The organism is Acidithiobacillus sp., assembly GCF_023256195.1.
In the GTDB taxonomy this organism is placed as follows: Bacteria; Pseudomonadota; Gammaproteobacteria; order Acidithiobacillales; family Acidithiobacillaceae; genus Acidithiobacillus_A.
In genome coordinates, this window is record NZ_JAGDWX010000025.1 from 36,221 (window position 1) to 46,904 (window position 10,684).

Here is a 10,684-nt window from a genome sequence, read left to right on the forward strand (position 1 = left end):
CGTGGGTATCAACGTTCTCTGGTTGCAGCGTCTCTGGCCCCTCCTGCGCCAGTCGGGCCCGCTGATCACGCGTCTGGCGGATGTCTACGTGAAACGAGGGGCCGACAAGAAGACTGCCGAGACCCTGGCCGAGACGGCCGTCATCCTCGATCAGATCCTGGACGAACGACTCCGCGGCCTGGCCCAGGCCGATGAGGTGGAGGCATTGCGCCAGGAGATCCAGGGTCTGCGCCAGGAACTTGCCCGCCTCGGACCGCGCCGGCGCAACCCCTATCTGATTCTCATCCTACTGGGGCAGCTTCTGACCCTGGTTCTTGTCATCTTGCTTTGGACCCATTTGCCATGAGTATCCTCTTGCAGCGCGATACCGCCGTCCTGTGCCAAGGTTTTACCGGTAAACAGGGCAGCTTCCACTCTCAGCAGGCCATGGCCTACGGTACGCGCATGGTCGGCGGGGTGACTCCGGGCAAGGGTGGCAGCGAGCATCTGGGGCTCCCGGTCTTCGACACCGTCGCCGAGGCGGTGGCGGCTACGGGTGCCACCGCCAGCGTGATCTATGTGCCCTCGCCCTTTGCTGCCGATGCCATCGTCGAGGCGGCTGCGGCTGGCATCGAACTCATCGTCTGCATCACCGAGGGGATTCCCATCCACGACATGTTGGCCGTCCGCCACTATCTGGCTGGGAGCCGCGCCCGGCTCATTGGCCCCAATTGTCCGGGTATCATCACCCCAGGAGAGTCCAAGATCGGCATCATGCCCGGTGCCATCCATCGCCCGGGGCGGGTGGGTATCGTTTCTCGTTCCGGAACCCTCACCTACGAGGCGGTGGAGCAGACCACCCGCCTGGGTCTGGGGCAGAGCACCTGTGTCGGCATCGGTGGCGATCCCCTCATCGGCATGAACTTCGTGGACGTGTTGACCCTCTTCGAGGAGGATCCACAGACGGAGATCGTGCTCATGGTGGGTGAGATCGGCGGACGTCTGGAGGAGGACGCCGCCGTCTTCATCCGCGAGCACATGCGTAAGCCGGTGGTGGCTTTCATCGCCGGTGCCACGGCACCCAAGGGCAAGCGCATGGGTCACGCCGGTGCCATCATCGATGGCGGCAGCGGCTCGGCGGCGGAGAAGTATGCCGTGCTGGCGGCTGCCGGTGTCCACTGCGTCCATTCGCCGGCAGAGATGGGCCAGAAGGCGGCCGAGGTTCTGGGGCGTTAGCGTGCGTATCGCCATTGCCCAGAGCAACCTGTGGGTCGGAGATGTGGCGGGCAATGTCCGCCGTCTCTTGGAGATGGCCGAGAAGGCTCGAGGATCTGGCGCCGAGCTGCTGGTCACGCCGGAACTTGCCCTGTGCGGCTATCCCCCCGAGGATCTCCTGCTGCGTCGCGATTTTCTGGACTGCTGCGACGCCGGACTGCAGGATCTGGCCCGGCGCTGTCCCCTACCCATATTGGTCGGCCATCCCCAGCGGCACGGCGGGGCTCTGTACAATGCCGCAAGTCTCCTGCAGGGCGGGCAGGTCGTTGCAAGCTACCATAAGCACTGCCTCCCCAACTACCGTGTATTCGACGAGCTGCGCTATTTTCGGGCCGGCCAGCAGGCGGTGATCCTGCCCCTGGGCAGTTTTTTGCTGGCCGTGCTCATCTGCGAGGACATCTGGTGCGGCGACGACGCCTTGGCGGCGAGTCAGGCCCTGGGAGCCGAGCTCGTGGTGGTGCTCAATGCTTCACCCTATCACCGGGGCAAGCAGCGGGAGCGTGAGGAGTTGCTGGCGCGGCAGGCGCGCCGCACGCAGTTGCCCCTGGTCTACGCCAACGCCGTGGGCGGGCAGGACGAGTTGGTCTTCGATGGCGCTTCCTTTGCCGTGGATGCCACGGGTCGGGTGCAGGGACGAGCGCCGCAGTTTCGCGAGGACCTGCTGCTTCTCGATATCGAGCGGAGCGCCGCGGGGACGGTCGCGGTGTGCAGCAGTCCGACACCGGCAGCGCTGCCTCTGGACGATCTGGCGGAAGTCTACGGCGCCTTGGTTCTGGGCCTGCGGGATTACGTGGAAAAAAACGGTTTTCCCGGCGTCGTGCTGGGGCTCTCCGGCGGGGTGGACAGTGCCCTGACCCTCGCCATCGCTGTGGACGCCCTCGGCCCGGAGCGGGTCGATGCCCTGATCATGCCCTCGCCGTACACGGCGCCGATGAGCATCGAAGACGCCCAAGCCGAGGCGGCGACCCTGGGGGTGCGCAGTCATCTGTTGCCCATCCACGAGCTCTTCACCGCCTACCAGCACAGTCTCAGCGAGACCTTTGCCGGACGTGCCGCCGACACCACCGAAGAGAATCTCCAGGCCCGCATCCGGGCGGCGCTGCTCATGGCCTTTTCCAACAAGTTCGGGCCCCTGCTCCTCACCACCGGCAACAAGAGCGAGATCGCGGTGGGCTATGCCACCCTCTATGGCGACATGGCGGGCGGCTTTGCCCTCATCAAGGATTGCCCCAAGACCTTGGTCTATGCTCTGGCGCGGTATCGCAACCACCGCAGTCCGGTCATCCCCGAGCGGGTATTGACCCGCGCCCCTACCGCGGAACTGGCGCCGGGGCAGACCGACCAGGACAGCCTGCCACCCTATCCGGAGCTGGACGCCATCATCACCGCCTACGTGGAGGAGAATCGCAGCATGGCTGAGATCGTCGCCATGGGCCACGCGCCGGCCACCGTCGCGAGCGTCCTGCGCCTCATCCAGATGGCGGAGTACAAGCGTCGCCAGGGAGCGCCGGGGGTGCGCATCACCCCTCTTGCCTTCGGCAAGGATCGGCGCTATCCCATTACCAATGGATTCAGGCCTTGGACCCCACACTGCGCCACGGAGGAGTCAACATGAAAAAGATCGAAGCCATCATCAAACCCTTCAAGCTGGATGACATCCGCGAGGCATTGCAGGAGCTGGGCATCGCTGGCATGACGGTCACCGAGGTCAAGGGTTTCGGCCGACAGAAGGGGCACACCGAACTCTATCGCGGCGCCGAATATGTGGTGGACTTTCTGCCCAAGGTGAAGATCGAAGTGGTGCTGCCCGACGACCTTGCCGAGCGGGCCGTGGACGCCATCCAGGAGGCCGCCCGCACGGGCAAGATCGGTGACGGCAAGATCTTCGTCTATCCGGTGGAGCGGGTCATCCGTATTCGGACCGGTGAAGAGGGCGACGAGGCGGTCTAGGCAGTGACCGCGCTGGGCCTCAGTGTAGATCCTTGAGGTACTTGCTCTGTGGATAGTTGGCCTTGAGTACTGCGGCGGTAGTCTTGGCCAGACCGTCCAGGTTCATGTGGCGGTAGGATAGGCTCAGGTAATAGAGCGCCTCCTCCCGGGCCGGACTCAACTGATAGCGGGTGACTACGTCGTTGCAGCGGTTGGCCGCTGCCACGTAGGCGTGGCGGGTATAATAGAACTTGCAGATATCCAGTTCGCGCTGGCCGAGGATATCGATGATCTTTTCCATGCGCAGGCGCGCATCGGCTGCGTAGGCACTGTTGGGCCAACGCTTCACCAGGGTCTCGAAGGTGGCGAAGGATTCTTCCAGGGGCTTGGGGTTCCATTGCGCGCCCTGTATGGCCTGATAGTAGGCGATACCCTTCAGATACCAGGCGTAATCCACATAGGGATTGACGGGGTGCAGTTTGATGAAGCGCTCCGCCGCCGCTGCCGCCGCTTCGGAGTCTCCCTGTTTGTAATAGCAGTAGGCCGTGTTCAGCTGCGCCTGTTCGGCGTAGGGACCGTAGGGATAGCGGGTTTCCAGTTCCTCGTAGAGGCGCGCCGCGGTGCTGTAGTCGCCCCGATCCTGCGCCGCCTTGGCCGGCCGATACATGGCCGCCGCCGACAGATGACTGGACTCCTTCAGACTCTCCTTGGCGCTGTCACTGGCACAGCCGGAGAGCACGCCCAAGAGCAGGAGATTGGCAACTATGGGAAAAACGATGCGTTTGCGCATGGGTAACGATGGTCTATAGTGGCGAGCCATGGACGACGATAGTACGGAACTTGCCCTGACTTTGCCAGTAGAGGACGCTGGTCAGCGCCTCGATGCGGTGCTGGCCGGACTTTTGCCGGAGCTCAGCCGAAGCCGCCTGCAGACCCTCCTGCAACAGGGAGACGTGCTGGTGGACGGGGCGGCACACCGTCCCAGTTACCGTATCCGCGGTGGTGAGGCGGTGGTGCTGCATATCCCTCAGACGCCCGTGGAGCACTGGCTGGCCGAGGCCATGGACCTGACCATCCTCCACGAGGATGCGCACCTCCTGGTGATCGATAAACCGGCAGGGCTCGCCACCCACCCCGGCGCCGGACGGCCGCGGGGTACCCTGGCCAATGCGGTGCTGGCCCATTGTCCGGACAACCATCGACTGCCGCGCGCGGGTATCGTCCATCGGTTGGACATGGATACCAGTGGTCTGCTGGTAGTGGCCAAGTCGGAACGGGCTCGGCAGTCCCTCATCGCCCAGTTGGCAGACCACAGCATGCATCGGGAATACCTGGCCCTGGTCCAGGGTGCCCTGACGGGGGGCGGTCACGTAGAGGCCCCCATCGGCCGTCATCCTCAGGATCGCCTACGCATGACGGTGCGGCGCGATGGCCGGCCGGCCCGTACCGACTACCGCCTGGTAGAGCGCTTTGCGCGGCACAGCTTCTTGCGCCTGCGCTTGGCCAGTGGGCGTACCCACCAGATCCGCGTGCACATGCGTCACGTCGGGCACCCTCTGGTGGGCGATCCGCTTTACGGCGGGCGCCCCATTCTGCCGCCGGCTCTGGCCGCTGCCGATCTCGCGCGCTGGCAGGCCTTTCGACGTCAGGCGCTGCACGCCTGGCGTCTGGTCCTCGAGCACCCCGAGTCGGGTATCTCCTGTCAGTGGGAGGCACCCATGCCGGGGGATATGGAGGAACTCCTGCAGCTGTTGCGCTCGGCGGGGCAAAATGGCCACTGAGGCCGACTTCCTGTTCCCCGTGTGGGATCGTCCAGCCACGGTCCGGGCAGCCATCAGTCTGCGCACCGGTGGGTTCAGCACCGCACCCTTCGCCAGCTTCAATCTGGGGGATCACGTCGGTGACCGCCCAGAGCGAGTAGCCCGGAACCGAGCGCAGTTGCAGGAAGTGCTGGCCCTGCCCAACGCGCCTTGCTGGCTGCATCAGGTCCACGGTACGCGCATCGTCAAGGTCCCGGAGGCGCCTGCGCACGGATGGTCGCCGCCGGAAGCCGATGGCGCCGTCTCTACCTGCCCCGGAGTAGTCCTCGGCATCCTCAGCGCCGACTGTCTGCCGGTACTCGCCTGTAGCCGGGATGGGCAGTGTATCGGTGCCTTTCACGCCGGCTGGCGCGGACTCCTGGCGGGAGTGCTGGAGCAGGGCATTGCCGCCATGGGCATTGCCGCCAAGGAAATTTTGGTATACTTGGGCCCGTCCATTGGACCGCGGCGCTACGAGGTCGGGGCCGAGCTGCGCGCGGCGTTTCTCGCCCAGGACCCCAGGACAGAGCCTTTCTTTGCGGCGGTCACGGCGGAGTCGGACGCGCAGCCTGGTAAGACGCCCAACGGAGACCGATTCTGGGCCGACCTTCCGGGCTTGGCACGCTACCGGCTCATGGCGCTGGGAGTGGCCTCGGTGGAGGCCTCGGGGCTGTGCACGGCAGAGGATGCGACGCGCTTCTTTTCCTACCGTCGGGATGGGCAGACGGGACGTATGGCAAGCCTGATCTGGAAGGAGGTAGGTGCATGAAGGGGATGCAGTGGGGAAGTACCTCGGCGCACTCGGCTGTAGAAGATCCCACCGCCTTGCTGGCGAGCCTCGGCGTGGTCTGGGAACGGCTACCCCTGCCTGCAAGTTCCGAGGTTCAGGCCCTGTTGGCGCGCCCGACTCTGGACGCCGCCGAACAGGAAAGCTTGCTGCGCGCCCTCGACCCGGTCTTTCAACGCTTGCAGCGTGAGCGCGGCTACCGCGAGCGGGACCTCGTGGTCCTGCACCCGGAACACCCGGATCTGGAGGCACTGGACCGGCGTTTTGGCGGCATCCATCGCCACGACGACGAGGAGGTCCGCTATATCGTCGACGGCGAGGGGGTCTTCGGCTTCGTCCTCGCCGACGGTCGCCAGCTGGAGCTGACGGTAGAGGGCGGCGACTACCTGCACGTGCCCGCCGGGGTCGAGCACTGGTTCCGCCTGAACGGCCTGCGGCGGATCAAGGCCGTGCGTTATTTCAGCGCCCGCGGCGGCTGGACGCCGGTCTACGTCGACACGCCGCAGCAGGACTTCCCACGGCCATGATTCCGCCGGGAGACGATCGCTCCCGCGCCCTGCCGTCGGGGCATTCCTGGATCGAGGTGGATTATCGCTTCCCGCCCGGTACCGACGGCGCACGGCAGGCGGACATGCTGGCGGTAGGGCAAACGGCGGGGAGCTGGGATGCCCGCTATCGTTATCGGGAAGCCCAGCTGCGCGGCCACCTGGGCGAGGTCCGGTGCCTGGAAACCCAGGACGACGGTAGCAGTATCGCTACCATCGCCTTTCCCCGCGCCAACCTCGACGGCTCCATCGGCGCCCTCCTCACCATGATCTTCGGCAAGTATTCCCTGGGCGGCGCGGCCCGGATCTTGGCCCTGCGTCTGCCGGAGGATTATGGACTGCGACCACGCTTTGGTCTGGCGGGTCTGCGCCACCGACTGGGGATCCGGGATCGGCCCTTGTTCATGGCCATCTTCAAACCGGCTCTGGGCCTCGATGCCGCAGGCCACGCCGAGATCCTCGCCCAAGCAGCCATGGCGGGGCTCGATGTCATCAAGGACGACGAGATCCTGCCGGACCTCCCGGAGGCGCCGACCTTGGAACGCTGGCGCGCCTGTGCCCCCATCATCGAGGCTCGGCGCGACCGCAGCGGCCACGATCTGCTTTATGCCGTGAATCTCTCGGGGGATGCCCACAGCTTGCAGGAGCAGGCCCGCCGTCTGGTGGAGGAGGGCGCCAACGCCCTGCTCCTCAATGTGCTTACCTACGGATATGCGGTGCTCGAGGCACTGGTCCGGGACCCGCAGGTGGACGTGCCCATCTTCGCCCATCCCGCCTTTGCCGGGGCACTCTGTGGCGCGCCGGAGCGGGGTCTCGCCTACGGCGTGGTCCTCGGCACCCTCATGGCCCACGCCGGTGCCGATGCCGTCCTCTATCCGGCGCATTACGGCAGCCTGCCCTTTGCCGCCGCCGATGAGGCAGCCATCGTCGCCGCCCTGCGCGCCCACGGTGTCGCGCCGGTACCTTCCGCGGGAGTCCAGCCCGGAACGGTGCCGCAGATCCTCGAGGACTACGGCAGTGAACTCATCCTCAATGCCGGGACGGGCATCATGGACCACCCGGACGGCATCGGCGCCGGGGTAATGGCCTTTTTCGAGGCTTGGGATCGCTGGCAGCGTGGCGAGTCTTTCGCCCGGGATGCCGTTCCCGCCGGGCCCCTGCGCCGCGCCCTGGAAAAGTGGGGTGGGGCGTGAGCGGTCGTTGGATTTTCTGCGACTTCGACGGCACCATCGTCGAGGACGAGATCTTCGTGGCACTCCTGCGGCGTTTCGCGCCGGCCGAGTCGGAGCGTCTTCTACCGGAGATTTATGCGTTGCGTCTGAGCCTGCGCGATGGCTTGCGCCGTATTCTCGAGACCATCCCCAGCGATGCCTGGCCGCAGATGGAGGATTTCGTGCGCTCTTCCGCCCGCCTTCGTCACGGATTCGCCGAGTTCGCGCAGAAAGCTCAGGCGACGGGCTGGTCTCTTGCGGTGGTGACGGGAGGATTCCAGGCCATGGCCGAACTTGTGCTCGAGCCTTTCCGATCCGCCATCGCTGCGGTACACGGTCTGGAAGTGGACCGCAGCGGCGCTTTTCTGCGGCCCTTCTCGCCCTGGGAAGGAGACGGCGAGCTGGTAAGCAAGCCGGCGGTCTACGCCCACTACGCGCCGGACGCGGCCATCTGCATCGGCGATTCCGTCACCGACCTCGCTCTGGCGCGGCAGTGTCCGCGCGTCTTTGCCCGCGACCGCCTGGCGGAATATCTGCAGCGCGAGGATCGGGCCTGGGAACGCTTCGATACCTTCTTCGATATCCTGCCTGCCCTGGAGCCCACCCATGCAGCGTCCTGAGTCCCACGACGATCCCCGCACCATGCTCGCCGCCAGCGCGCGGGAATTCTATCGCCGCGGCTGGATGCTGGGCACGGCCGGCAATCTCTCGGCCCGCCTCCCGGACCATAGCTTTTGGATCACGGCCAGCGGGCGTCCCAAGGACTTGCTGACGGAGGCGGATTTTGTCCGTCTCGATGCTTCCGGTCGGGTCCTGGAGGCCGCAGACGGCCGTCGCCCCTCGGCGGAGGCGGCCATCCACCAGGTCCTTTATCGGCATTTTGCAGAGGCCCGTTGGGTCTTTCACGTCCATTCCGTCGAGGCCAACCTTTGCGGCCATTTTGCCCGCGACGGGGCGCTGCGCCTGCCGCCGCTGGAGATGCTGAAGGGTCTAGGGGTGGCAGAGGCGGAACCGGAGGTCTTTCTGCCGGTCTTTCCCAACTTCGTCGACGTGGCGGCCATCGCGGCGGCCATGGACGAAACTTTTACCCGGCAACGGCCGCGTGTGCCCGGTGTGCTTATCCATCGCCACGGACTGACGGCCTGGGGCAGCGACGCCCACGCCGCCCGGCACCATCTGGAGCTGCTGGAGTATTGTTTTCGTTATCTGGTTCAGGCCCGTAGTCTTGCCCTAGGAGAATGAAATGAGCCAAGCCTTGTTGACGGTCATCGGCGAGGACCGCCCCGGTATCGTCGCTGCCGTGACCCAAGCCCTCCACACCGCCGACTGCGCCATCGGCGACGCCTCCATGATGCGCCTCGGAGGCTACTTCACCATCATGCAGATCATCCACTACAGCCGCGATCTCGGCACCGTGGAGACGGCCTTGGACCCGGCCATGAAAGCCCTCAACCTGCGCATCCATCTGGACCCTATATCCAGCGCGCCGGCGGCCGCGGACGAGGCCAACGTGCGGGTGACCGTCTACGGTGCCGACCACGCCGGTATCGTTGCCAGCGTCACCCAGGCCTTGGCCTCGGTGCACTTCAATATCGTCGAGCTGGAGAGCGAGCAGTCCGGCAATCCGGAGCGTCCCATCTATGTCATGGTGATCCAGGGCTCGGCGCCCGGTGGGCTTGCCGAGGTTCGCGAGGTGCTGGAGCCCCTCAAGAGCCGTGAGGCCATCGAGATCGGGGTACATCCCATCGATACGGCGATGTTCTGACCATGGCCGTGCTCCCCATCCTGACCTACCCCGATCCGCGCCTGCATCGCAAGGCGCAGCCCGTGGAGCAGTTCGACGAGGAACTACGGCGATTCGTTGCCGATCTTACCGAAACCATGTACGCCGGTCCCGGTGGGGTCGGGATTGCGGCGCCGCAAGTAGACCGTCTGCAGCGGATCGTACTGGTGGACGTGCGGTCAAAGCTGGGCGACGACTGCCACGGTTTTCTCTGCCTCATCAATCCCGAACTCATCGCCTGGGAGGGCATGGCGGTGGGACGGGAGGGCTGCATGTCCGTGCCCGATTTTACCGGGAATGTCATCCGTGCCGAGCGCATCCGGGTGCAGGCCCAGGATCTGGACGGACGTAGCCGTGTATACGAGTGCGCGGGTTTCGAAGCCCGCGCGGTGCAGCACGAGATGGACCACCTGGACGGTTTTCTCTTTCTGGACCGGCTCGTCTCGCGCAAGACCGATCTTTTTCGGCGCAAGAATTACCAGAAAAAAGAGTCCAAGGCCTAAGGCAATCGCCTCCGTTCGCGTTCGCTGTCGGGTGGCGACGTGTCCATTTCCAATCGGTCGCTCCGGTGCCGCGCTGAGTATCCACCGGGAGCATAAAAAAGCCCCAACCGAGGTTGGGGCTTCAAGCGGGGCGAGAGAACTGGACCTACGCGATCAGTGCTTGAGCTGGCAGGAGCGGAAGTGCTTGCCCACCAGCATGAGGAACTGGATGGTCTGCTGGGTCTCGGGCTGCTTCATGATCTCCCACAGACCGGCGATTCCGCCTTTGGGTGGCGGAGCTTTGCTGGCCTCTGCCGCGGCGCCCTCCAGACACTGCAGAAAGTCCGTCAGGATGTGCTGCTGATCCAGTTGCTCCGCGACGTTCAGCAGGCGGTCCATCACGCCCGTGCGGGTAGCCCGGTCCAGGAGACAGAGGGCGTCGGTGGCGAGGCCGGCCAGACGCCCGACCATCTCGTCGTTCAGGGAGTCACCCGCGGCCCCCATCATCCGCGCCAGATGCACGATGCGATCGAGGTCGCCGTTGTGGACCAGGGCGGAGATGGCCGGCAGGGCATCCTTGAGTTCGCTGCGGTTGACGCGATCCAGGAGGTCGAGGCCATCGCTGGCCACCCCGGCCAGGCGCCCGACCATCTCGTCGCTCAGGGAGTCACCCGCGGCCCCCATCATCCGCGCCAGATGCACGATGCGATCGAGGTCGCCGTTGTGGACCAGGGCGGAGATGGCCGGCAGGGCATCCTTGAGTTCGCTGCGGTTGACGCGATCCAGGAGGTCGAGGCCATCGCTGGCCACCCCGGCCAGGCGCCCGACCATCTCGTCGCTCAGGGAGTCACCCGCGGCCCCCATCATCCGCGCCAGATGCACGATGCGATCGAG

14 protein-coding genes are annotated in these 10,684 nt (G+C 65.5%); 12 read left to right on the forward strand and 2 right to left on the reverse strand.

What is annotated here, in order from left to right:
- The first annotated feature begins 1 nt into the window (after window position 1).
- Genes Q0C23_RS06600 through Q0C23_RS06615 form a run of 4 tightly spaced genes read left to right on the forward strand, consistent with a single transcriptional unit; the run spans window position 2 to window position 3,204 of the window.
- The gene (locus Q0C23_RS06600; RefSeq protein ID WP_291511578.1) at window positions 2–346 is read left to right on the forward strand and encodes a hypothetical protein; all 345 of its coding nucleotides are present in this window, start codon (window positions 2–4) and stop codon (window positions 344–346) included.
- Entirely contained in the window at window positions 343–1,215 is an 873-nt protein-coding gene (gene sucD, locus Q0C23_RS06605; protein WP_291511579.1) for a succinate--CoA ligase subunit alpha, read from the forward strand. Before Q0C23_RS06600 ends, sucD begins: the two co-directional genes overlap by 4 nt.
- 1 nt (window position 1,216) lies before the next feature.
- Window positions 1,217–2,869: an NAD+ synthase gene (locus Q0C23_RS06610; protein WP_291511580.1), complete on the forward strand. Its 1,653-nt coding sequence runs from the start codon at window positions 1,217–1,219 to the stop codon at window positions 2,867–2,869.
- Window positions 2,866–3,204: a P-II family nitrogen regulator gene (locus Q0C23_RS06615; protein ID WP_291511581.1), complete on the forward strand. Its 339-nt coding sequence runs from the start codon at window positions 2,866–2,868 to the stop codon at window positions 3,202–3,204. The genes Q0C23_RS06610 and Q0C23_RS06615 overlap by 4 nt, the downstream gene beginning before the upstream one ends.
- 19 nt (window positions 3,205–3,223) lie before the next feature.
- On the opposite strand, the gene Q0C23_RS06620 is transcribed toward Q0C23_RS06615, so the two are convergent.
- Entirely contained in the window at window positions 3,224–3,973 is a 750-nt protein-coding gene (locus Q0C23_RS06620; protein WP_291511582.1) for an outer membrane protein assembly factor BamD, read from the reverse strand.
- Window positions 3,974–4,001: 28 nt separating this feature from the next.
- Here Q0C23_RS06620 and Q0C23_RS06625 point away from each other — a divergent pair, with 28 nt between their 5' ends.
- From Q0C23_RS06625 to def, 8 genes are read left to right on the forward strand one after another with little or no spacing between them, the layout of a single operon-like run.
- The gene (locus Q0C23_RS06625) at window positions 4,002–4,964 is read left to right on the forward strand and encodes an RluA family pseudouridine synthase (protein WP_291511583.1); all 963 of its coding nucleotides are present in this window, start codon (window positions 4,002–4,004) and stop codon (window positions 4,962–4,964) included.
- Window positions 4,954–5,751 (forward strand): peptidoglycan editing factor PgeF, encoded by a 798-nt coding sequence (gene pgeF / locus Q0C23_RS06630; RefSeq protein ID WP_291511584.1) that lies wholly within the window; start codon window positions 4,954–4,956, stop codon window positions 5,749–5,751. The genes Q0C23_RS06625 and pgeF overlap by 11 nt, the downstream gene beginning before the upstream one ends.
- A complete protein-coding gene (locus tag Q0C23_RS06635) occupies window positions 5,748–6,296 on the forward strand; it encodes a cupin domain-containing protein (RefSeq protein ID WP_291511585.1) in 549 nt (182 codons plus the stop codon). The genes pgeF and Q0C23_RS06635 overlap by 4 nt, the downstream gene beginning before the upstream one ends.
- Window positions 6,293–7,507 (forward strand): RuBisCO large subunit C-terminal-like domain-containing protein, encoded by a 1,215-nt coding sequence (locus tag Q0C23_RS06640; RefSeq protein ID WP_291511586.1) that lies wholly within the window; start codon window positions 6,293–6,295, stop codon window positions 7,505–7,507. The genes Q0C23_RS06635 and Q0C23_RS06640 overlap by 4 nt, the downstream gene beginning before the upstream one ends.
- On the forward strand, window positions 7,504–8,145 hold the full coding sequence (locus Q0C23_RS06645; protein WP_291511587.1) for an HAD-IB family phosphatase: 642 nt from the start codon (window positions 7,504–7,506) through the stop codon (window positions 8,143–8,145). The genes Q0C23_RS06640 and Q0C23_RS06645 overlap by 4 nt, the downstream gene beginning before the upstream one ends.
- Window positions 8,132–8,767, forward strand: a complete 636-nt coding sequence (mtnB, locus tag Q0C23_RS06650; protein WP_291511588.1) for a methylthioribulose 1-phosphate dehydratase — start codon at window positions 8,132–8,134, stop codon at window positions 8,765–8,767. The genes Q0C23_RS06645 and mtnB overlap by 14 nt, the downstream gene beginning before the upstream one ends.
- Before the next feature lies 1 nt (window position 8,768).
- Entirely contained in the window at window positions 8,769–9,290 is a 522-nt protein-coding gene (locus Q0C23_RS06655) for an ACT domain-containing protein (protein WP_291511589.1), read from the forward strand.
- A 2-nt stretch (window positions 9,291–9,292) separates the two neighbouring features.
- The gene (gene def / locus Q0C23_RS06660; RefSeq protein WP_291511590.1) at window positions 9,293–9,811 is read left to right on the forward strand and encodes a peptide deformylase; all 519 of its coding nucleotides are present in this window, start codon (window positions 9,293–9,295) and stop codon (window positions 9,809–9,811) included.
- A 153-nt stretch (window positions 9,812–9,964) separates the two neighbouring features.
- Here the strand turns inward: def and Q0C23_RS06665 are convergent.
- On the reverse strand, window positions 9,965–10,684 hold a 720-nt coding region (locus Q0C23_RS06665), incomplete at its 5' end, for a hypothetical protein (protein WP_291511591.1).

Bases quoted from the DNA above. Each gene is read 5' to 3' on its own strand.
- sucD (WP_291511579.1), top strand. From the start codon at position 343: ATGAGTATCCTCTTGCAGCGCGATACCGCCGTCCTGTGCCAAGGTTTT.
- Q0C23_RS06615 (WP_291511581.1), top strand. From the start codon at position 2,866: ATGAAAAAGATCGAAGCCATCATCAAACCCTTCAAGCTGGATGACATC.
- Q0C23_RS06620 (WP_291511582.1), bottom strand. From the start codon at position 3,973: ATGCGCAAACGCATCGTTTTTCCCATAGTTGCCAATCTCCTGCTCTTG.
- Q0C23_RS06625 (WP_291511583.1), top strand. From the start codon at position 4,002: ATGGACGACGATAGTACGGAACTTGCCCTGACTTTGCCAGTAGAGGAC.
- pgeF (WP_291511584.1), top strand. From the start codon at position 4,954: ATGGCCACTGAGGCCGACTTCCTGTTCCCCGTGTGGGATCGTCCAGCC.
- Q0C23_RS06635 (WP_291511585.1), top strand. From the start codon at position 5,748: ATGAAGGGGATGCAGTGGGGAAGTACCTCGGCGCACTCGGCTGTAGAA.
- Q0C23_RS06640 (WP_291511586.1), top strand. From the start codon at position 6,293: ATGATTCCGCCGGGAGACGATCGCTCCCGCGCCCTGCCGTCGGGGCAT.
- mtnB (WP_291511588.1), top strand. From the start codon at position 8,132: ATGCAGCGTCCTGAGTCCCACGACGATCCCCGCACCATGCTCGCCGCC.
- Q0C23_RS06655 (WP_291511589.1), top strand. From the start codon at position 8,769: ATGAGCCAAGCCTTGTTGACGGTCATCGGCGAGGACCGCCCCGGTATC.
- def (WP_291511590.1), top strand. From the start codon at position 9,293: ATGGCCGTGCTCCCCATCCTGACCTACCCCGATCCGCGCCTGCATCGC.